This window comes from Sanguibacter sp. 25GB23B1, assembly GCF_040012415.1.
In the GTDB taxonomy this organism is placed as follows: domain Bacteria; phylum Actinomycetota; class Actinomycetes; order Actinomycetales; family Cellulomonadaceae; genus Sanguibacter.
On the sequence record NZ_JBDYKL010000019.1, the window covers coordinates 1 to 20,646 of the forward strand.

19 protein-coding genes are annotated in these 20,646 nt (G+C 72.3%); 11 read left to right on the forward strand and 8 right to left on the reverse strand.

The window, feature by feature from the left end:
* Nucleotides 1-1,460 (reverse strand): glycoside hydrolase family 6 protein (locus ABKW26_RS11570; RefSeq protein ID WP_348593836.1); only part of this gene is annotated, 1,460 nt, incomplete at its 3' end.
* A 228-nt stretch (nt 1,461-1,688) separates the two neighbouring features.
* On the reverse strand, nt 1,689-2,735 hold the full coding sequence (locus ABKW26_RS11575) for a LacI family DNA-binding transcriptional regulator (RefSeq protein ID WP_348593838.1): 1,047 nt from the start codon (nt 2,733-2,735) through the stop codon (nt 1,689-1,691).
* Nucleotides 2,736-2,855: 120 nt separating this feature from the next.
* Between ABKW26_RS11575 and ABKW26_RS11580 the strand changes: the two genes are divergently transcribed.
* The 7 genes from ABKW26_RS11580 (at nt 2,856) to ABKW26_RS11610 (ending at nt 9,844) form a co-directional block, all read left to right on the forward strand.
* Nucleotides 2,856-5,522 carry a substrate-binding domain-containing protein gene (locus tag ABKW26_RS11580; RefSeq protein ID WP_348593840.1) on the forward strand — a complete coding sequence of 889 codons (2,667 nt, stop codon included), beginning with the start codon at nt 2,856-2,858 and terminating at the stop codon, nt 5,520-5,522.
* 117 nt (nt 5,523-5,639) lie between these two features.
* Nucleotides 5,640-6,053, forward strand: a complete 414-nt coding sequence (locus ABKW26_RS11585) for a TOBE domain-containing protein (protein ID WP_348593943.1) — start codon at nt 5,640-5,642, stop codon at nt 6,051-6,053.
* A complete protein-coding gene (modA, locus tag ABKW26_RS11590; RefSeq protein WP_348593842.1) occupies nt 6,040-6,795 on the forward strand; it encodes a molybdate ABC transporter substrate-binding protein in 756 nt (251 codons plus the stop codon). Before ABKW26_RS11585 ends, modA begins: the two co-directional genes overlap by 14 nt.
* A complete protein-coding gene (locus tag ABKW26_RS11595; RefSeq protein WP_348593844.1) occupies nt 6,792-7,682 on the forward strand; it encodes an ABC transporter permease in 891 nt (296 codons plus the stop codon). The genes modA and ABKW26_RS11595 overlap by 4 nt, the downstream gene beginning before the upstream one ends.
* Complete coding sequence (locus tag ABKW26_RS11600) at nt 7,679-8,434, forward strand: ATP-binding cassette domain-containing protein (RefSeq protein ID WP_348593846.1); 756 nt, start codon at nt 7,679-7,681, stop codon at nt 8,432-8,434. The genes ABKW26_RS11595 and ABKW26_RS11600 overlap by 4 nt, the downstream gene beginning before the upstream one ends.
* Nucleotides 8,431-9,435, forward strand: a complete 1,005-nt coding sequence (moaCB, locus tag ABKW26_RS11605; protein WP_348593847.1) for a bifunctional molybdenum cofactor biosynthesis protein MoaC/MoaB — start codon at nt 8,431-8,433, stop codon at nt 9,433-9,435. Before ABKW26_RS11600 ends, moaCB begins: the two co-directional genes overlap by 4 nt.
* The gene (locus tag ABKW26_RS11610; RefSeq protein WP_348593849.1) at nt 9,425-9,844 is read left to right on the forward strand and encodes a molybdenum cofactor biosynthesis protein MoaE; all 420 of its coding nucleotides are present in this window, start codon (nt 9,425-9,427) and stop codon (nt 9,842-9,844) included. The genes moaCB and ABKW26_RS11610 overlap by 11 nt, the downstream gene beginning before the upstream one ends.
* Nucleotides 9,845-9,899: 55 nt before the next feature.
* Here ABKW26_RS11610 and ABKW26_RS11615 read toward each other — a convergent pair whose 3' ends face one another.
* A complete protein-coding gene (locus tag ABKW26_RS11615; RefSeq protein ID WP_348593851.1) occupies nt 9,900-10,163 on the reverse strand; it encodes a MoaD/ThiS family protein in 264 nt (87 codons plus the stop codon).
* Nucleotides 10,156-11,292: a GTP 3',8-cyclase MoaA gene (gene moaA / locus ABKW26_RS11620; RefSeq protein ID WP_348593853.1), complete on the reverse strand. Its 1,137-nt coding sequence runs from the start codon at nt 11,290-11,292 to the stop codon at nt 10,156-10,158. Before moaA ends, ABKW26_RS11615 begins: the two co-directional genes overlap by 8 nt.
* 225 nt (nt 11,293-11,517) lie before the next feature.
* On the opposite strand from moaA, the gene ABKW26_RS11625 reads away from it, so the two are divergent.
* Nucleotides 11,518-12,645, forward strand: coding sequence for a uroporphyrinogen-III synthase (locus tag ABKW26_RS11625; RefSeq protein ID WP_348593855.1), 1,128 nt, complete (start codon nt 11,518-11,520; stop codon nt 12,643-12,645).
* Here ABKW26_RS11625 and ABKW26_RS11630 read toward each other — a convergent pair.
* The gene (locus ABKW26_RS11630; RefSeq protein WP_348593856.1) at nt 12,642-13,025 is read right to left on the reverse strand and encodes a universal stress protein; all 384 of its coding nucleotides are present in this window, start codon (nt 13,023-13,025) and stop codon (nt 12,642-12,644) included. The two genes, ABKW26_RS11625 and ABKW26_RS11630, sit on opposite strands and share 4 nt — an antisense overlap.
* A gap of 108 nt (nt 13,026-13,133) precedes the next feature.
* Complete coding sequence (locus tag ABKW26_RS11635) at nt 13,134-13,925, reverse strand: IclR family transcriptional regulator (RefSeq protein ID WP_348593857.1); 792 nt, start codon at nt 13,923-13,925, stop codon at nt 13,134-13,136.
* Between the two features lie 108 nt (nt 13,926-14,033).
* On the opposite strand from ABKW26_RS11635, the gene eda reads away from it, so the two are divergent.
* Both eda and ABKW26_RS11645 read left to right on the forward strand, forming a co-directional pair.
* A complete protein-coding gene (gene eda / locus ABKW26_RS11640) occupies nt 14,034-14,678 on the forward strand; it encodes a bifunctional 4-hydroxy-2-oxoglutarate aldolase/2-dehydro-3-deoxy-phosphogluconate aldolase (RefSeq protein WP_348593859.1) in 645 nt (214 codons plus the stop codon).
* Nucleotides 14,679-14,680: 2 nt separating this feature from the next.
* Nucleotides 14,681-15,814, forward strand: coding sequence for a sugar kinase (locus ABKW26_RS11645; protein ID WP_348593861.1), 1,134 nt, complete (start codon nt 14,681-14,683; stop codon nt 15,812-15,814).
* Nucleotides 15,815-15,898: 84 nt separating this feature from the next.
* On the opposite strand, the gene aceB is transcribed toward ABKW26_RS11645, so the two are convergent.
* Nucleotides 15,899-17,518: a malate synthase A gene (gene aceB / locus ABKW26_RS11650; protein ID WP_348593945.1), complete on the reverse strand. Its 1,620-nt coding sequence runs from the start codon at nt 17,516-17,518 to the stop codon at nt 15,899-15,901.
* Between the two features lie 123 nt (nt 17,519-17,641).
* The gene (gene aceA / locus ABKW26_RS11655; RefSeq protein WP_348593947.1) at nt 17,642-18,967 is read right to left on the reverse strand and encodes an isocitrate lyase; all 1,326 of its coding nucleotides are present in this window, start codon (nt 18,965-18,967) and stop codon (nt 17,642-17,644) included.
* A gap of 180 nt (nt 18,968-19,147) precedes the next feature.
* Between aceA and ABKW26_RS11660 the strand changes: the two genes are divergently transcribed.
* A complete protein-coding gene (locus tag ABKW26_RS11660; RefSeq protein ID WP_348593948.1) occupies nt 19,148-20,620 on the forward strand; it encodes a helix-turn-helix domain-containing protein in 1,473 nt (490 codons plus the stop codon).
* The last annotated feature ends 26 nt before the right edge of the window (nt 20,621-20,646 follow it).

Genomic DNA, 20,646 nt, shown 5'->3' on the forward strand with positions numbered 1-20,646 from the left:
GTGGTGCTCGTCCCGGCGGTCAGGCCCGTCGGGGTCGTCGGAGGCGTCGTGTCAGCAGGCGGATCCGTCGGGTCCGTGGGATCCGTCGGGTCGGTCGGCGGGTCCGTGGGATCCGTCGGGTCGACGGTGCCGTCGGCCGGGATGACCGGGTACGCGTTGGCGACGAGCTGCTGGAACTGTGCCGAGAACCACTTGCCGGAGACAGGTGCTCCGCCGAGTGCTCCGGTGAGCTGGTTGTCGAGCTTGGGCGACACGAAGGTCGGGTCGCACATGCGGTCGAAGCCCTTGCCCTCGTCGTTCGGGATCTCCGAGGAGGATCCGTCGGACTCGCCCGGGGGCTTGATCCACACGAACGCGTCGAGGTGGGACGCCGTGTAACCGGACGGTGAGGCGACGGGCCGTTCGCCGATGCCTGCGCCGGCCGGGTTGCACCAGGCGCCGCGGTGGACGCGTCGGTCGACCCGTGACTCGTTCACGTACGTGTTGAGGTCGGTCGAGGTGCTTGCTGCGGTCGGGCGTGCGGAACCGCCCCAGCCGTTGCGTGACGTGTCGATGAGCATGCCGGTGCTCGACGGGAAGCCTGCGGCGACGAGGCGCCGGTGGAGGTCGGCCGTCCAGTCGACCTCGTCGAAGCTGACATTCCACTCGTAGTACTTCGCGGAGCGGACGGGGACGCCGCCGACGCTCGCGGAGGAGTCGGTGAGGAACGGCTCGACGAGCGGTGTGGAGTTCGCGGTGTTCGTGATGAAGCCGTCGATCGAGGCGAATCCTGCCTGGGTCGCCTGGGCGACCTCGACGAAGGTCTGGACGGCGCCGGTCGCGTTGTTCTCCCAGCCGAGCCATCCGGAGTGGGCGGCGTCGACGTAGGTGTAGACGTTGGGGATGGCGTGGAGCTTGTCGAGCGCGTAGGTCACGCCGGCCTTGTAGTAGGGCGCCGACTGCTGGCACTTCGGGTCGCTCATGTTCGTCGTGAGGTTCGGCAGCGAGTCCGGCTCGACGGTCGCCGCGATGCGGATCCCTGCGTACTCCGGGTTGTCCAGGAGGTCCGCGATCGGGTCGATGTACTCGGTCTTGTAGCGGGCGAGGCCTGCGTCCGTCGCGGGGAGCTCGCCGTTGGAGGCGAGGGCGTAGCAGTCGCGTCCGGGGAGGTCGTAGATGACGACGTTGAGGACGATCGGCGTGCTGCCCTGCTTCTGGGCGACCGCGGCGTCGAGGTGGTGCTTGAGGCCGGGGCCGTCGACGTTGCCGCCGATCGCTCCGATCCGGTCCATCCAGACGCCCGTGGGTGCGTCCTTGATCGAGAGCATCTGCTGCGCGAGCGTGGGGTTGGTGGCGCTCACGGCGGCGGCCTCGGCGACGACCTTCGCGGTCCACTCCGCGTTGACGTACTGGGTGGCGCCGGCGTACGGGTTGTCGACGTGGGCTTCGGCGGCAACCGCCGTCGTCGTGCCGAGGATCATCGGCGCCGATAGGAGCGCTCCCACAGCGACGGCTGACGCGCCTTTGCGTAGCCGATTCGGGACTTGAGACACGGTTCCTCCGGATGGTCGAACAGGACCGAGAGCCCCGGACGTGGCCGGAGGTCGGGTCGCGGCAGAGGCGCCACGGCCCGATCAACGTGACACGGGCCACATGTCGGTGGTATGGAGTGAAACGTTTAGGCTCGGCGGCGTTACCGGATCGTGACATCACCGCCCGCAGGGTGCAGTCGTCCCCCGGACCGTGAGCGGGCCGACCGTGACCACACGTTCGATGCCCCGCTCACCACCGAGCATGTCGAGCAGCCCCTGGGCAGCGGCCTCGCCGAGGTCGCCGAGCGGGTGCGGGAGCGTCGTCACCGACGGCGTCGCGAGCCGGCAGGACGCAGAGTCCGAGCCGGCGACGACCGAGAGGTCCCACGGCACCTCGCGGCGCAGGCGGCGGGCCACGTCGAGCGCCGTCACCGCGCTGAGATCCGTGTCGAACATGATCGCCGACACGGGGTCCGCGCCGACGAGGAGCTGGCGCGTCGCGGCCGCGCCCTCCTCGTGGGTCGCGCCCGTCGTCGCGACGATCGTCGCGGCTCCCTCCTGCTCGAGCGCCGCGCGCAGCGCAGAGGTCCGGCGGATCGACATGTCGAGGTCCGCCGGACCGGTGACGAGACCCACCCGGCGGTGCCCCAGCCCGGCGAGGAACCGCCCGACCCGCGCATAGGCCTCCTCCTCGTCGACGTGCACGGACGCGAGCCCCCGCGCAGCAGCGGGGTGGCCGACGACGAGCCCGGGTATCCGCGCCGAGCGCAGCACCTCGACGCGCGGGTCGTTCACGCGGACGTCCGTCACGAGGAGGGCGTCGAACCGGCGCTCCGCCCACCACGAGCGGTAGAGCCTCGCCGCGCTCTCGTGGTCGTCGACCGCCTGGAGCACGAGGGCGAGCCCGTGGCTGGCGAGCCTCTCCTGGATCCCGCCGAGCAGGGCCATGAACGACGCCGGGTGCGTCGTCGCAGTGTCTCCTCGCACGAGCGCCAGGCCGACCGCCCGGGCGCTCGTGCGGAGCGAGCGCGCGGCGGCGTTGGGCCGCCAGCCGTGCTCGTCGGCGATGCGCAGCACCCGGTCGCGCGTCGCCGCCGAGACCCCAGGACGGCCGTTGAGCGCGTACGACACGACCGCGATCGAGACACCGGCCGCACGTGCGACATCAGCGATAGTTGGACGTTTGCTGGGCGAATGCGTAAATTCGGGAGAAGTCTCGCTCATCACGAGATCAAAGCACGCTCGACGGGGCGCGTGCGCGGGGCGGCGTCTTTCCGCCGGAGGGGGCAGGGTCATTCGCGATGGAGCGACGTCTCACGAGAGCGTGCACAGGATGAGCGCGCAGTGACGACCGGCGGGGGGCGCGGGTCGAGCCACGGACCGTTCATGGTGGGTGTGCTGTCTCCGGTGGTGGGCGGCTTCTACTTCGGCAAGCTGCTCTCGGGCATCGGCCGGGCGGTGCGGGCAGGAGGGCACCAGGTCGTCGCGATCCAGACGTACGCGGCCGACCTCGACCGGGAGAAGTTCCCCGAGCAGTCGGACTACGACACGTGCGTGGGGCTGGACGCCGTCGATGGCGTCATCGTCATCACGTCCGCCGTCGACCGCGACACGTTGCGTGCGCTCGACCGCTCGGGCAAGCCGCTCGTGGTCGTCAGCGAGCAGGAGGCCGGGCTCCGTGCGCCGATCGTCACGCCTGACAACCGAGGTGGTGTCCGCGCCGCCGTGGAGCACCTGCTCGACCACGGGCACACGCGGATCGGGTTCCTCGGCAACCCCCAGCAGCTCGACATCCGTGAACGGTACGAGGCGTACCGCAGCACGCTCGCGGCGAACGGGATCGAGCCCCAGGACGAGTGGGTCCTCACGACGGCGGACAACCAGGAGGCGAGCGGTGCCGCGGCCGCTGCGGACCTGCTCGCCCGCGGTGTGCCGACCACGGCGACCGTCGCCGCGACGGACCGCAACGCCCTCGGCTTCATGGCGGTCCTGCGGGCAGAGGGTCTCGCCCTCCCGACCGACCACGCGGTCATCGGCTTCGACCACGCCGAGGGCGGCGCGAGGTCACGACCTCGGCTCTCGAGCATCGACCCCCACCACGACCGGGTCGGGGAGCTCGCCGCCGGGCTGCTCCTCGCGCGGCTCGAGTCCGACGACGTCGGACCGGGTGCACACCTCTCGGAGACGACGCTCGTGACGCGGGAGTCGTGCGGGTGCATCGACTCGACGCGCGCGGGCCTGCTCGTCGACGGGGTGTCCCACCGCGGCGGAGGATCGGCAGCGGCGCAGCTCGGCGAGCTGGCCCGCGCGGTCTTCTTCGGCGCGCGCGGGGGAGAGGGCCCGCAGCCGGACACCGCCGCGTGGGTACGCGGTGTGGTCGAGGTCATGGTCGTCGCTGCGCAGCGCGCGGTGGCCCCGGCGGGTGCCGCGCTCAACCGGCTCGCGGACATGACCACCGCGCTCCACCCCCACCCGGAGGCGCTCGAGCAGATCCTCGTCGCCGTCCGTGCTCTCGAGTCCGAGGCGGCGCTCGACCTGCCGTCCGGTTCGCCCTCGCACGCCGCAGCCTTGCGCAGCGCCGCCGCAGGCGTGACGGTCGCGCTGACGAAGGGGTGCTCGCGCGGGCTGCTCGCGCGGTCCGGCCACCTCGAGCGGACGCTCGTCAACCAGTACGAGGTCGACCTCGCACTCATGCGACCCGACGGCGCGAGCCCGCGCACCCTCAGCTGGTTGCCGAACGCGCACCGCGGGCCGGCGTCCCTCGCCCTGTGGACGGGCCGCCGGACGGCGGACGGGGAGCGGGAGCTCGAGATCGTCGGGACCCGGGACGTCGGCTCGACGGGCAGCAGGCTCGTCGGGATGCGCCTGCCCGCGCGAGACTTCCCACCACCGGCGCTCACGCGGTCCGCGGGTGCGGTCCGCCCGGAGCTGACGTTCCTCATCCCCGTGACGTTCGCCGCGAGCGACTGGGGCTACCTCACCATCGGAGGCCCGGTGGACACCAGGTCGACGAGCGCGCGCGACAAGTACAACCACTGGGCCGCGATGCTGGCCATCGCTCTCGACCAGGAGAAGATGCTCACGTCGTTGCGCGAGCAGCGCACCGCGCTGCAGGTCTCTGCGGCGCGCGAGCGGGAGCTGGCCACGGCCGTCCAGGCGAGCGAGGAGCGCTACGCGCTCGCCTCTGCGGCGCTCTACGACGGCATGTGGGACTGGGACGTGCTGTCCGGCTCGGTGTACTACTCACCGCTGTGGAAGAGCGTCCTGGGCTATGCCGAGCACGAGATCGGCACGTCCCTCGAGGAGTGGACGGACAGGGTTCATCCCGACGACCGCGACGAGCTGTCGATGGCCATCGCGGCACAGCTCGCCGGTGTCGAGGAGCCCCTCGCGCTCGAGCAGCGCATCCTCACCGCGAGCGGTGCGTACCGCTGGGTGCTGTGCCGCGGGGTGACCGTCCTCAACCAGGCTGGGTGCCCGGCGCGGATCGTCGGCGCGATGACGGACCTCTCGGAGACCCGGCGAGAGGAGCAGGCCATGCGCCGTTTCGCCGTGCGTGACGCACGGCCGGGTCTCGTCCAGCGGGAGGTCTTCATGGACCGGCTGGCCGGTGCGGTCGAGCGTGCCGGGCGCCTCGAGGCCTACGACTCCTCGCTCGTGCTCCTGCGAGTCCTTCCTCCCGAGGTCGACGCTGCGTCCGGCGTCGACGCGGCGGTCGCCGCCCGGGGTGGCCTCGAGGAGCGTGCGGCAGCGGTCGTCGAGGCCGTGCGCGAGCTCCTCGGGCCGGGGGACAGCGCGACGATGCGTGCTCCTGACGAGCTGGCCGTCCTCGTCGACGGCGCACCGGGGTGCGGGATCGCGGACCCGGACGTGCTGCAGTCGCTCGTCGAGGGCCGGGCGCGGGTCAGGGTCGTGGAGAGCCTCACGACGTTCGCCGACGCCGACGCCGTGTTCCGAGATGCGGACATGGGGCTGCTGCGTGCCGTCGCGCGAGAGGGAGCCGCGCACTGACGCGATCGCCTCACCGTTCCGCAGGTGCGGGCCCCAAGGGTTGTGCGCACCGCGCGCACGGCGCACGATGACGTGCTGGTCCGCACGTGCGTGCGCGCGTACGCTCCTCGCATGACAGTGCAGACGTACCGGGTCCGTGAGGCCGCCGAGCTCCTCGGCGTGAGCGACGACACGATGCGCCGGTGGATCGACGCCGGCCGCGTCGAGGCGGCCAAGGTGGACGGCCGCACCGTCGTCGCCGGGGCGGACCTCGCGCGGCTCGCCCAGGAGGTCGCACGCACCGTCGTCGCGCCTGCGGGTGGGAGCAGCAGCGCCTCCCGGTCTGCGCGCAACTCCTTCACCGGGCTCGTCACCCGTGTCGTCCGTGACACGGTCATGGCTCAGGTCGAGATCCAGGCCGGGCCGCACCGGGTGGTGTCGCTCATCAGCCGGGAGGCGGCGGACGAGCTCGGGCTCGAGCCCGGGGTCCTGGCGGTCGCGTCCGTCAAGGCCACCGACGTCGTCGTCGAGGTGCCCGGTGCGAGGGCGTAGCGCGCGGGCCGTCGGCTGCTCGGCCCTGGCCGCGGTCCTCCTCGCCGCCTGCTCACCGGTGGCGGACACCGAGACCGAGACGATCACGGTGCTCGCCGCCGCATCGCTGCGAGAGCCCTTCACGCTCATCGGTGAGGCCTTCGAGGACACGCACCCCGGTGTCGACGTCCGCTTCAGCTTCGCGGGCAGCTCGGAGCTCGCGCAGCAGATCGTCGCCGGCGCGCCGGCGGACGTGTTCGCGTCCGCGAGCACCGCGACGATGGAGACGGTCACCGAGGCCGGCTCCGCGCGGGACCCCCAGGTCTTCGCGACGAACGCGCTGGCGATCGCCGTACCTGCCGCGGGCGGCGCCTCAAGCGTCACGGACGTGGCCGACCTCGCACGACCGGACGTCGACGTGGCGCTCTGCCAGGTCGCTGTCCCGTGCGGCACCGCCGCGGCACGGATGCTCGAGCAGGCCGGTCTCGCGGTCGAGCCGGTGACGCTCGAGCCCGACGTCCGCGCCGTCCTCACGAAGGTCCGCCTCGGCGAGGTCGACGCGGGGGTCGTCTACGCCACGGACGTCCTCGCCGCAGACGACGCCGTCGCCGGTGTCGCGGTGCCCGACGACCTCCAGGTCCCCGTCGACTACCCGATCGTCGCGCTCGCGGGTGCCTCCGGGACGGCGTCGGAGCTCGTCGACCTCGTCCTCGGCCCCGTCGGGAGCCGTATCCTCGTCGACGCCGGTTTCGGTCCGCCATGACGCGGGCTCACCGACCGCCCGACGCGCCACCGACCGCGCGCAGGGTCCACGCGGGCGGGTCGACCGGACGCGGCACCCGCCGGGCCGCCCGCGCCCGCGTGCAGGGTCGGTTCCCGGTCGTCCTGTGGATCCCCGCAGCGCTCGGGGCAGTCCTCCTCGTGCTGCCGCTCGCTGCTCTCGTCGTGCGTGCACCGTGGGGTGCGCTCGTCGGGATCCTCGCCGATCCCGGGACGCGCTCCGCGCTCGTGCTGTCCCTCGGCACGGCGACGGCGGCGACGCTCGTCTCGACCGCCCTCGGTGTCCCGCTCGCCCTCGTGCTCGCGCGCGCACACCTCCCGGGCAGCCGTCTCCTGCGCACGCTCGTCACCGTCCCCGTCGTCCTGCCCCCGGTGGTCGGCGGCGTCGCCCTGCTCCTCGCGTACGGCCGGACCGGCACGGTGGGCCAGTACCTCGAGCTGTGGTTCGGGCTGAGCATCCCGTTCACCACGGTCGCCGTCGTGCTCGCCCAGACGTTCGTCGCCATGCCCTTCCTCGTGCTGGCCCTGGACGGTGCGCTCGCCACGGTCGACGACTCGCTCGCCGAGGCGGCCGCGACCCTGGGAGCCACTCGGCTGCACATCTTCCTCCACGTCACGCTGCCGACGCTCGCGCCCTCGCTGCTCGCCGGCGCGGTGCTCTGCTGGGCTCGTGCGCTCGGGGAGTTCGGCGCGACGATCACGTTCGCCGGCAACTTCCCGGGCTCGACGCAGACGATGCCGCTCGCGGTCTACCTGGCACTCCAGTCGGACCCGGACGCGGCCGTCGCGCTGAGCCTCGTGCTCCTCGCGGTCGCGGTGCTCGTCCTGGCGCTGCTCCGTGACCGGTGGATCCGTGGGGCGGTCCGGTGACGACGTCGGACGGGCGCGCGACCAGCGAGCGTGGACGGCACCAGCCAGGTCCGGAGGGCTCGGCGCTGCGGGCCGAGGTCGACGTGGCCCGGGGCGCCTTCCACCTCCACGTCACGATCGACCTGGAGCCGGGCGAGATCGTCGCGGTCGTCGGCCCGAACGGCGCCGGCAAGTCGTCGCTGCTACGGGTGCTCGCGGGCCTCGACCCCCTCGACGCGGGACGGATCGTGCTCGGCGACCGGGTGCTCGACGACGCGGACACCGACACGTGGGTGCCCGCCGCCCGGCGCCGGGTCGGCCTGGTCTTCCAGGACTACCGCCTGTTCGGCCATCGCAGCGTCCTCGACAACGTCGCGTTCGGGCCGCGGGCTGCGGGCCTGTCGCGGGTCGAGGCGCGTCGGCTGGCGGGGGAGTGGCTGGAGCGGCTCGGGATCGCGGAGCTCGCCGACCGGCGTCCCGGAGGGCTCTCCGGTGGCCAGGCGCAACGGGTGGCGCTCGCCCGTGCTCTCGTCACCGAGCCGCAGCTCCTGCTGCTCGACGAGCCGTTGTCCGCACTCGACGTCGACGTCCGGGCGCAGGTCCGGCTCGAGCTCGCCGGCCACCTGCGCGAGGTCGGCACCACCACTCTCGTCGTCACGCACGACACTGCGGACGCCCAGATCCTCGCCGGTCGGGCGATCCGGCTCGAGGGCGGGCGCGTCGTGGCCCCCCCGACAGGCACGTCCTCGCCGACGGATAGGGTTGTGTCATGAGCGACGAGAGCACGCTGTCCCACGTGGACGCAGACGGTCGGGCGCGGATGGTCGACGTGAGCGGCAAGGCCGTCACAGCCCGGCGTGCCGTCGCGGAGGGCCGCCTGCGCACGACGCCCGACGTCGTCGCGAAGGTCCGAGCGGAAGGCCTGCCGAAGGCCGACGTGCTCTCGACCGCACGCATCGCCGGGATCTCGGCAGCCAAGCACACGTGGGAGCTCATCCCGCTGTGCCACCAGATCCCGCTCTCCGGCGTGAGCGTCTCCTTCGAGCTCGAGGACTCGGCGATCCGCATCGAGGCGTCGGCGAAGACGACGGCACCCACCGGCGTCGAGATGGAGGCTCTCACCGCGGTCGCGGTCGCCGGTCTCACGCTGCACGACATGATCAAGGCCGTCGACCCCGCCGCGGTCCTCGGCGACGTCCGGCTGCTCACGAAGACCGGCGGCACGAGCGGCGACTGGAGCCGCCCGGACGGTCCGGGCGCGCTGGACCGTCCGGCACCGTCGGACCCCGCGCCCTCACGAGGACGCGCGACCGTCATCGTCTCCTCCACCGCCGGTGCGCGGGGCGAGCGTGCGGACACGACAGGACCGGTGATCGCCGAGTGGCTGACCCGGCGTGGTTTCGAGGTCTCGGGCCCGTCCGTCGTGGCGGACGCGGCGATCGCCGCCGCCCTGCGGGCGGCCGCGGCCGGCGAGCCGCGCGTCATCATCACGACCGGTGGTACCGGGGTCTCGCCGTCCGACGAGACGCCCGAGGCGACCCGCGCACTGCTCACGCGGGAGGTGCCGGGGATCGCCGAGGAGATCCGGCGTCGCGGGATGCTCGTCACCCGCACCGCGGGTCTGAGCCGCGCTCTCGTCGGCCTCGCGGGAAGCACGCTCGTCGTCAACCTCCCGGGCTCGCCGGGCGGTGTGCGGGACGGCCTCGAGGTGCTCGACGGCGTCCTCGAGCACGTGCTCGACCAGGTCGGGGGAGACGCGCGCCATGACGGCTAGCGCGTCGATCACGCGCGACGCGCTCGACGCCGCCGCGGTCGCTGCCGTCGAGGCCTTCGTCGAGGCAGCCGAGTGCGGCGCGGTCGTGACCTTCCGGGGCGTCGTCCGGGACAACGACTCGGAGCGGGCCGTGACCGGCCTCGACTACGAGGCGCACCCGCAGGCGCAGGCGTTCCTCGCGCGCTGCTGCGAGGACGTCGCACGAGAGACGGGACTGCGGGTCGCGGCCGTGCACCGCGTGGGCGAGCTGACGATCGGGGACGTGGCTCTCGTGGCAGCGGTCTCCAGCGGTCACCGCGCCGAGGGCTTCGCCGCCTGCGCCGCGCTCGTCGACCGGATCAAGGCCGAGGTGCCCATCTGGAAGCGCCAGCACTTCACCGACGGCGTCTCGGAGTGGGTCGGGCTCTAGACCGTCGCTCGCACGAGCCACGAGCCGTGCCCGTCATCGGCCCGTCATCGGCCTGTCATCCGCCGGCGAACGGGGGCAGGACGTCCACGGTCTGTCCGAGGGCCCTGGCGTCGTCCCGGCTGATCCTCGCGTCCGCGAGGAACGACGCGGACGCCAGGACGCGGGTCATCGCGGGACCGTAGGTCGCGGCGAGGTACGCCTTGAGGTCCCCGACGGTCGCGGCGGCGGTCAGCCGGACGTCCTCCTCCTGCCGACCGGCGGCCTCGGCGGCCGCCGCGTAGTAGCGGACCGTGACTACGCGGCCTGTGGTGTCAGCCACCGATCGCTCCCATGCTCCGGTTCGACCTGGCGAAGGCCTCGGTCGCGGCGAGCGCCGCGGTGGGGTGCTCGCCCTCCGGGGCGTCGATGCCGTGCGCGAACGGTTTCGCCCACATGGTCGACTGCCAGGCGTGTACGAGGTCGTCGTCGCTCGCCCCCTCGCGCAGCAGCGAGCGCAGGTCCGTCTCCTCGGACGAGAAGAGGCACGAGCGCAGGGTGCCCTCGGCGGTGAGGCGCGTGCGGTCGCAGTCGCCGCAGAAGGAGCGGGTCACGGACGCGATGATGCCGACGGTCGCGGGGCCGCCGTCGACGGCCCACTCCTCCGCCGGCGAGGACGCGTCGTCGCGGCCGACGGGCGTGAGCGCGAAACGCTCCGAGAGGACCCCCAGGAGATCGTCGGCGGAGACGAGAGACTCCCGGGTCCAGCGCTGGTCCGCGTCGAGGGGCATCTGCTCGATGAACCTCAGACGGCAGTCGTGCTCGACAGCCCAGGTGAGGAGGTCGACCGCGCCGGCGAGCGTCTCGGGCATGAGGACGGCGTTGATCTTCAGGGGCGTCAGCCCGGCGTCGTACGCGGCGGCGATACCGGCGAGCACGTCGGGGAGCCGGTCCCGGCGGGTGAGCTCGGCGAAGTGCAGGCGGTCGACGGTGTCGAGGGAGATGTTGACCCGGGTGAGACCGGCCGCGACGAGGCTGGCGACCCGCTTGTCGAGCCCGATGGCGTTGGTCGTCATCGAGAACGGCACACCGGGCGCCGCCTCGCGCGCGAGGCGGAGGATCTCGACGAGGTCGTGACGCATGAGGGGCTCGCCTCCGGTGAAGCGCACCTCCTCGATGCCGAGACGGTGGACGGCCACGCGCACGAGGCGGGCGATCTCGTCGGGTGCGAGGAGGGAGCTGCGCGCGATGGTCGGGAGGCCCTCGGCCGGCATGCAGTACGTGCAGCGCAGGGAGCACTTCTCGGTGATCGAGACCCGCAGGTCACGGGCGACCCGTCCGAAGCGGTCGACGAGCGCATCGGTGTGCGGACGCTGACCCGGCGAGAGCCGGTGGTCAGCGTCGTTCGGCGGGCTCGAGGGCCCGGTCGGCCGCGACCGGACGGTCGGCAGGCCGAGAGCCACGGTACTCACGCGCTCGATGCTACAGGGGTGGCTCGCGGGCCTCCGGGAGCGTCTGCGGTACGGCAGACTTGTCACACGGAGGTGCGCCACCGTGTGAGGAAGTCGACGCAGCGGCGAAACAGTCGACCCGTCGCGCCGTAACCTCGCGTTCGTACGGTGAGCACACCGACGCGGCCTGCGGGCTGCGTCGTCGCTCCCCGCCGTCCCGACTGCCGCCTCGACGAAAGTGAGCCGATGAACGCTCCTGTAGGCCAGCCCATGGCCGGTTGTGCGGTCCTCATCACGGCCGACCGTCGTTCTGGCGAGCTCGGTGCGGCGCTCTCGCGCCGCGGTGCCGTGCCGCACTTCGCGCCCGCGCTGAGCATGGTGCCCAACCACGACGACGCCCAGCTCGTGGCCGACACCCGCGCTGTCATCGCGAACCCTCCCGACGTGGTCGTCGCGACGACCGGCATCGGCTTCCGCGGGTGGATGGACGCGGCCGATGCCGTCGGTCTCGCCACCGAGCTGCACGAGGTGCTGTCGCGCGCGCGGATCGTGGCGCGCGGCCCCAAGGCGCGTGGCGCCGTCCAGCAGGTCGGGCTCCAGACCGACTGGGTGGCCGAGTCGGAGACCTCCGCGGAGGTGGCGGAGTACCTCCTCGACGAGGGGGTCGACGGCCTCGGCGTCGCGATCCAGCACCACGGTGCTGGTTCGGACGGTCTCGACCAGATGTTCCGGGACGCCGGGGCGCGCGTGCAGAGCCTCGTCGTGTACCGGTGGGGGCCGCCGCCCGACCCGCAGGCGCTCGCGGCGTCCGTGCGGGGGACGGCCGACGGTGACATGGATGCGTTCGTCTTCACGTCCGCGCCGGGTGCGGCAGCCTGGCTCGAGGTCGCCCGGGACGAGGGTGCGCTCGACGCGATCCGCGCCCGGACGCTGGCTGGGTCGCTCCTCGCCGTCGCGGTCGGTCCGATCACGGCCAAGCCGCTCCTCGACGTCGGCATCGAGCCGCTCGTCCCCGACCGCGGGCGGCTCGGGTCGCTCGTCCGCGTGATGATCGCGCACTACACCGCTCAGGGCGAGAGGGCGCTGCGCACCGTCGCCGGCGACCTCCAGGTCCGTGCGACGACGGTGGTCCTCGACGAGCAGGTCATGCCGCTGGGTCGGGGCGGGGTCGAGGTGATGCGTGTGCTCGTCGCCGCGAACGGCGGCGTGGTGCCGCGCTCCGAGGTGCTCCGGGCCCTGCCGGGAGCGTCGCAGGACCCGCACGCGGCCGACGTCGCCATCGCGCGGCTGCGGGATGCGATGGGGGACCGGGCGCTCATCAAGACGGTCGTCAAGCGCGGGTACCGCCTGGAGCTCGCGCCCGCGGAGGTCTAGCGCGTCGCGCGGATGACGAGGACGGGGACGGCGGCGTCGAGCAGGACGCGCTGGGTGGTGCTGCCGAGGAGGAACTTGCCGACCGGCGTGCGCTTGCGCGAGCCCATGACGATGATCTCGGCGTCGACCTTCTCCGCGTGGTCGAGGATCGCGTCGGCGACGTCGATGCGGTCGCTGCGGAAGGCCACCTCGACCTTCTCGTCGGCACCGGCGACGGTCTGGAGGAGGTGGACGAGGTGCGACGGGACGGGGGCGTCGTCGGGCTGGGGTGTGAGGACGAGGACGGTCAGGGTCGTCTGGCGTCTGGTCGCTTCCTCCGAGGCTGCTGCGAACGCCGCCTCGCCCTGGGGTGACTCGTTGTACGCCACGAGAACCGTCATTGCGTCCCTCTTCCTCTTGCTCGTCCCGGGGTCGAGCCCGGCGTCTGGTGCTGCTCACAGCCTATGGCCATCGGGATGCTTCGGTGGGCGACGCGGCCCGGCCGGTCGTCAGCGCGTCTCCAGGGTGCTGGGCAGGCGGATCCCGGCGGGCAGGTGGTCGGGCACCGTGCGTGCGATGGCGGTGACGAGCTCGCGGTGGCGTGCGAGCGTCATGCGGTCCGACGGGGCGGTGATGCTCATCGCAGCGACGGGCACCCGGTCGCGCAGGAGCGGGACGGCGAGGCAGCTGATGCCCTCTTCGTTCTCCTCGTTCTCCGTCGCGTAGCCGTGCTCTCGTGCTGCCGCGAGGATGCCGGCGAGGCGCTCGGCGGGGAGCCGGGTCCCGGCGTAGAGCTCGACCGAGGCGGGGTCGAGCTCGCGGTGGGAGAGGATCGCCCGTCCGAGCGCGGTGGTCGCGGCGGGCTGGCGGCGCCCGACCGCGGACCACACCCGGACCGACCGGGCGGGCTCGACCTTGTCGACGTAGAGCACCTCCGCTCCGGAGAGGACGCCGAGGTGGACGAGCTCGTCGGCCTCGGTGCTCAGCGCGACGACCGCGCTGTGGAGCAGCCCGGGGAGGTTCTCGTCGGCGAAGAAGGCGGAGGACAGGGCGGAGGCGGCCGCACCGAGGACGTAGCTCCCGGTCTCGGGGTCCTGGTCGACGAAGCCGCGGTAGCGCAGGGCGGCGAGCGTGCGGTGGAGCGATGTCTTGTTGAGTCCGAGGCTCTGGGCGAGCTGGTTCAGGGGGAGGCCGGCGCGACCCGCCGTGCTCAGGTGCTGGAGCGCGAGGAGGGCCTTGTCGACGCTGTTCATCGGGGAGCCGGAGCTGTTCGGAGGTGCGGGTTCGGGGCTGGTGGTCATGCGTCCCTCTCCGACGCGGCCGTTCGGCGCGGTCGTTTGCTATGGTGGTTTCGTATTCAGAAACCGTCGTTCACCATGACGAAACTCTAGCAGAGATCACAGGCGATCATGTCCACAGAGCAGCAGATCACAGAAGCCCTCGAAGCGGCACGCATCGTGCCCGTCGTCGTCATCGACAACCCCGAGCACGCCGTCCCGCTCGGGCGCGCGCTCCTCGAGGGTGGGCTGAGCATCATCGAGGTCACGTACCGCACCGCCGGCGCCCAGGCAGCGCTCACCGCGCTCAAGGAGCTCCCCGAGCTCGTCGTAGGAGCCGGCACCGTCGTCCGCCCCGACCAGGTGGACTCCGCCGCCGCCGCCGGCGCGCAGTTCCTCGTCTCCCCGGGGCTGAGCGTCGAGGTCGTGCAGCGCGCGCAGGCCGCCGGCCTGCCGATCCTCCCGGGCGTCGCGACACCGTCCGACATCATGACGGCCCTCGCGCTCGGCCTGACGACCGTCAAGTTCTTCCCCGCCGCGACACTCGGCGGCCCGCCGGCCATCAAGGCGATGTCCGCCCCGTTCCCCGGCCTGCGGTTCGTCCCCACCGGCGGCATCAGCGCCGCGAGCGTCGGCGACTACCTCTCGATCCCCGCGGTCCTCGCCGCCGGCGGCTCCTGGATGGTCGACCGCGCCCTCATCGAGGCCGAGGACTGGGCCGAGATCACCCGTCGCACGGCCGAGGCCGTCGCCCTCGCAGCACAGATCGGAGCATGACCATGACCGAGACGACCGAGCAGACCCAGCAGACCCGTTCCCTCGCTGTGAAGAGCGCCGCCGAGTGCGACTTCGACGTCGTGTCGCTCGGCGAGGTCATGCTCCGCCTCGACCCCGGTGAGCGCCGCATCAAGACCACGCGCACCTTCGACGCGTGGGAGGGCGGCGGCGAGTACAACGTCGCCCGCGGCCTGCGCCGGTGCTTCGGCCTCCGCGGAGCGGTCGTCACCGCGCTCGCCGACAACGAGGTGGGCCGGCTCGTCGAGGACCTCATCCTCACCGGCGGCGTCGACACGAGCTACATCCAGTGGGTCGACTACGACGGGATCGGGCGCTCCGTGCGCAACGGCCTGAACTTCACCGAGCGCGGCTTCGGTGTCCGGGGTGCCGTCGGCGTCTCCGACCGTGGCAACACCGCGATCTCGCAGATGCAGCCCGGTGACGTCGACTGGGACGACCTCTTCGGTCGTCGGGGCGTGCGCTGGCTCCACACCGGCGGGATCTTCGCGGCGCTCTCGGAGTCCTCCGCGGACGTCGCCGAGGCAGCGATGCGCTCCGCCCGCGAGCACGGGACGATCGTCTCGTACGACCTCAACTTCCGCCCCTCCCTGTGGAAGGGCATCGGCGGCTCGGCCCGCGCCCAGGAGGTCAACAAGCGCCTCGCGCAGTACGTCGACGTCATGATCGGCAACGAGGAGGACTTCACCGCGAGCCTCGGCTTCGAGGTCGAGGGCGTCGACGAGAACCTCACCGACCTCGACACCGGCGCCTTCCGCGCCATGATCGAGACCGCCGCTGCGACCTACGAGAACTTCCAGGTCATCGCCACGACGATGCGCGGCGTGCACAGCGCGAGCGACAACGACTGGGGCGCCATCGCCTGGAGCCGCACCGAGGGCTTCGCCGAGTCGACGCACCGCCCGCACCTCGAGATCCTCGACCGTGTCGGCGGCGGGGACTCCTTCGCCTCCGGCCTCGCCTACGGGCTCATGGAGATCGGCGACATCCGGTCCGCGGTCGAGTACGGCGCCGCGCACGGTGCCATCGCCATGACGACGCCGGGGGACACGTCGACCGCCAGCCTCGCCGAGGTGGCGAAGCTCGCCGGGGGCGGCAGCGCGCGCGTCCAGCGCTGAGCCGACTGGGCAGACGACCACGCACCGTGCACGACCGAGGGCCACGGGGATCACCCCGTGGCCCTCGGTCGTCGTGCGTGCGGTTCAGTCGACGTCGGAACCGACGAGGTGCTGCGTGTACGCACCGATCGTGAGGAACGTCGGGAAGTCCTCGGTCAGGGCGACCTGACGGAAGACGTCGACGGCCGCGTCGATCCGGTTCCCCGGCGAGCGCGGTAGCGCGGCAGCGGTCTGGGAGAGGATCGCCTCGACGCGTTCGCGCGTGATCGGCGTGCCGTCCTGCGTCTGCGTGGACGTGTAGATCCACTGCCAGACCTGTGACCGGGAGATCTCCGCGGTGGCGGCGTCCTCCATGAGATGGTCGATCGCTGCGGCACCGACCCCCCGCAGCCACGACTCGATGTAGCGGAGCCCGACCGAGACGTTCGCCCGCAGCCCCGCCTCGGTGACACCCGTGCCGTCGGGCGACGCCGACGAGACGTCGAGGAGGTCCGCCGCGGTGACCGCGACGTCCTCGCGCCGGCGGTCGAGCTGGTGGAGCCGGTCGCCGAGGACCGCGGTGAACTCCTCCCGGGCGAACGGGATGAGGTCGGGGTGGGCGACCCACGTGCCGTCGAAGCCGTCGGTGACCTCGCGGTGCTTGTCGCCCCGGACCTGCCGCTCGGCCCGTTCGCTGACCTCCGGGTCGCGGCGGTCGGGGATGAACGCGGACATGCCGCCGATGGCGTGCGCACCCCGACGGTGGGACGTCGAGACGAGCAGCTCGGTGTACGCCCGCATGAACGGGACCGTCATCGAGACCGCCGAGCGGTCGGGCAGGACGAACCGTGGCCCACGGGTGCGGAAGTTCTTGATGACCGAGAAGAGGTAGTCCCACCGCCCCGCGTTGAGCCCCGCGCAGTGCTCGCGCAGCTCGTAGAGGATCTCCTCCATCTCGAACGCCGCGGGCAGGGTCTCGATGAGGACGGTCGCCCGGATCGTGCCCCGCGGCAGGTTGAGGTAGTCCTGCGCGAAGACGAAGATCTCGTTCCACAGCCGTGCCTCGAGGTGTCCCTCGAGCTTGGGCAGGTAGAAGTACGGACCTCGTCCACGGGCGACGAGGGTGCTCGTGTTGTGGAAGAAGTACAGACCGAAGTCGACGAGGCTCGCCGACGCCGACGAGGTGACCCCGGCGCGGTCGACGAAGCGCAGGTGCTTCTCGCACAGGTGCCATCCGCGGGGCCGCATGACGATCGTCGGCAGGTCGTCGAGGTGCGGCGAGGTCATCCGGTAGGACTTCCCCTCGTCCGACGTGAACTCCAGCCGGCCCCGGATCGCGTCGAGCAGGGAGAGCTGACCGCCGATGACGTTGCTCCACGTCGGCGAGGTCGCGTCCTCCAGGTCGGCGAGCCAGACGTCGGCCCCCGAGTTCAGGGCGTTGATCGCCATCTTGGGGTCGGTCGGCCCCGTGATCTCGACGCGGCGCTGCTCGAGGCCGGGGCCTGCCCCGGCGACCCGCCACGTGCGGTCCTCGCGGATCGCACGGGTGGAGTCGAGGAAGTCGGGGTCGGAGCCGTTCGCGATGCGCTTGCGGTTCTCCTGCCGCGCGAGCAGGATCTCGTGCCGCGGGGCGATGAACTGCTCGTGCAGCGCGGCGACGAAGGCGAGCGCCTCCGGGGTGAGGATCTCGTCGTAGCGCTCGCGCAGCGGCCCCGCGACGAGCATCGTGCCGGGAGCGTGCGTGCGGGCTCCCGTCGGACGGTCGCCGGTCGGCGCGGACGGCGGGTCGGCGAGAAGTGTCGTGGTGGTCATGGTCGTGTCTCCCAGCGGGTCAGGTCGAGAAAAGGTCTAGTGGAACTGCGAGGCCTCGGTGGACCCGGCGAGCGCGAGGGTGGCGCTCGCCGGGTTGAGAGCCGTGGCGACCCGGTCGAAGTAGCCGGTGCCGACCTCGCGCTGGTGGCGCGTGGCCGTGTAGCCGTCGGTCTCGGAGGCGAACTCGGCCTCCTGGAGCTCGACGTAGGCGCTCATCCCGCGGTCGTTGTACCCGCGGGCGAGCTCGAACATGGAGTGGCTCACGGCGTGGAAGCCGGCGAGCGTGATGAACTGGAACGTGTAGCCGTAGGACGCGAGCTCGCGCTGGAAGCGGGCGATGTCGGCGTCGCTGAGGTGCTGCTTCCAGTTGAACGACGGCGAGCAGTTGTACGCGAGCTTCTGGTTCGGGTACTCCGCGTGGATGCGCTCGGCGAAGGCCCGGGCCAGCTCGAGGTCGGGCTCGCCGGTCTCGACCCAGATGAGGTCGGCGTACGGTGCGTACGCGAGACCGCGGGAGATGACCGTGTCGTAGCCGGGCTTCGTCCGGTAGAAGCCCTCGACGGTGCGCTCGCCGGTGAGGAACTCCTGGTCGCGGGGGTCGACGTCGGACGTGATGAGGTCGGCGGCGAGCGCGTCGGTCCGGGCGATGACGAGGGTGGGGACCCCGGCGACGTCGGCGGCGAGACGGGCTGCGTTGAGCGTCCGGATGTGCTGGGCGGTGGGGACGAGGACCTTCCCGCCGAGATGGCCGCACTTCTTCTCGGACGCGAGCTGGTCCTCCCAGTGCACGCCGGCCGCGCCGGCCTCGATCATCGAGTGCATGAGCTCGTAGGCGTTGAGCGCTCCGCCGAAGCCGGCCTCGGCGTCGGCGACGATGGGGGCGATCCAGTCGCGTCGCTCGCCGCTCGCGTCCTCGGCGAACTCGATCTGGTCGGCGCGCAGGAGCGCGTTGTTGATGCGGCGCACGACGGCCGGGACGGAGTTGGCGGGGTAGAGGCTCTGGTCCGGGTACGTCTGGCCGGAGAGGTTCGCGTCGGCAGCGACCTGCCACCCGGAGAGGTAGATGGCCTTGAGGCCCGCGCGGACCTGCTGGACGGCCTGGTTGCCGGTCATCGCGCCGAGCGCGGCGACCCATCCGTCGGTGTTGACGAGGTCCCAGAGCTTCTCGGCGCCGCGGCGGGCGAGGGTGCGCTCCTCGCGGACGGCGCCGCGCAGGGCGATGACGTCCTCGGCCGTGTAGTCACGGGTGACGTCCGCCCAGCGGGGGTCGCTCGCCCACTCCTGTGCGAGCTCGGCTGCCGTCTGGCGCTGGTCTCCCGGACGCACGGGAGCCTTCTGCGAGCGGGTGGCGGGGCGGGTGATGATCGTCGGCGTGGTCACGATGTCCTCCAGGCTGTGCAGTGGATCTGCGTCTCCCGCAGCGGCTGTGCTGCGGTTGTTCTCCACCTTCTTCGACGCGCAACCCCCGGACAACCACCTGTCGCGGAGAAGAATCGACGTTCTTCTGTTGCCCGAAAGAAGTGTCCTGTGTCACAGTCAGACATGGCCCTGCAGACCGACATCGACCACGACGCCGTCACGCACGGCGAGCCCGACGCCCTCATGATCGGGCGCCGCATCCGGCACCTGCGCACCGAGCGCGGCATGACCCTCGACGCCCTCGGTGCGGCGATAGGCCGCGCCCCGTCGCAGGTCTCCATGCTCGAGAACGGGCGGCGCGAGCCGCGGATCTCTCAGCTCGCCCTCGTCGCGAAGGCGCTCGGCACCACCCTCGACGACCTGCTCACGGCAGCCGCGCCCTCGCGACGGGCCGGACTCGAGGTGGACCTCGAGCGCGCTCAGCGCGGACCGATGTTCACGTCGCTCGGCCTCCCGTCCGTCCGCGTGAGCAAGTCCCTGCCGACCGACGCGCTCGAGACGATCGTCGGTCTCCAGCGCGAGCTCGAGCGTCTGCACAACGAGCGCGCCGCCACCCCCGAGGAGGCGCGACGCGCGAACACCGAGCTGCGCGCGACCATGCGCGCGCAGGCCAACCACTTCCCGGACCTCGAGCGCACGGCGCGCGACCTCCTCGACGGGGTCGGTCACACGCACGGCCCGCTCTCCCAGCGCGTCGCCGCCGATCTCGCCGCGCACCTCGGCTTCTCCCTGCACTACGTCCACGACCTGCCGCACTCCACCCGCTCGGTCACCGACCACCTGCACCACCGGATCTACCTGCCCAACGGCGCCCGGGCGTCGAGCGACCCGCGCTCCACCCTCCTCCAGGCCCTCGCCAGCCACGTCCTCGGGCACGAGGAACCGCGCGACTACGGCGAGTTCCTCCGCCAGCGCGTCGAGGCGAACTACCTCTCCGCCGCGCTCCTGCTCCCCGAGCGGGACACCGTCAAGCAGCTGCGGGAGGCGAAGGACGCACGCCAGGTCTCCGTCGAGGACCTGCGGGACGCGTTCGCCGTCTCGTACGAGACCGCCGCGCACCGCTTCACCAACCTCGCGACGACGCACCTCGGCATCCCCGTCCACTTCATGAAGGTCCACGAGTCGGGGATCATCCACAAGGCCTACGAGAACGACGGCGTGCGCTTCCCGTCCGACGCGCTCGGAGCCGTCGAGGGGCAGCCCGTGTGCCGCAACTGGACCGCACGGACGGTCTTCGCCGTCGAGGACCGCCTCAGCCCCTACTACCAGTACACGGACACGCCGTCGGGGACGTTCTGGTGCACGTCACGTGTCCAGGGCTCGGACGACGGCGAGTTCTCCGTGAGCGTCGGCGTCCCGTTCGCGCACGTCAAGTGGTTCCGCGGGCGCGAGACACCGGAGCGCGCCGTCTCGCGCTGCCCGGAAGTGACGTGCTGCCGGCGACCGTCGGGCGCGCTCGCGGAGCGGTGGTCCGACCAGGTGTGGCCGAGCGCACGGCCCCACGCGAGCATGCTCGCCGCGATGCCCGTGGGAGCCTTCCCGGGCGTCGACACCTCGGAGGTCTACGCCTTCCTCGAGGACCACGCGCCGCGCTGAACCGGACCGCTGGACGCGCAGCGCCG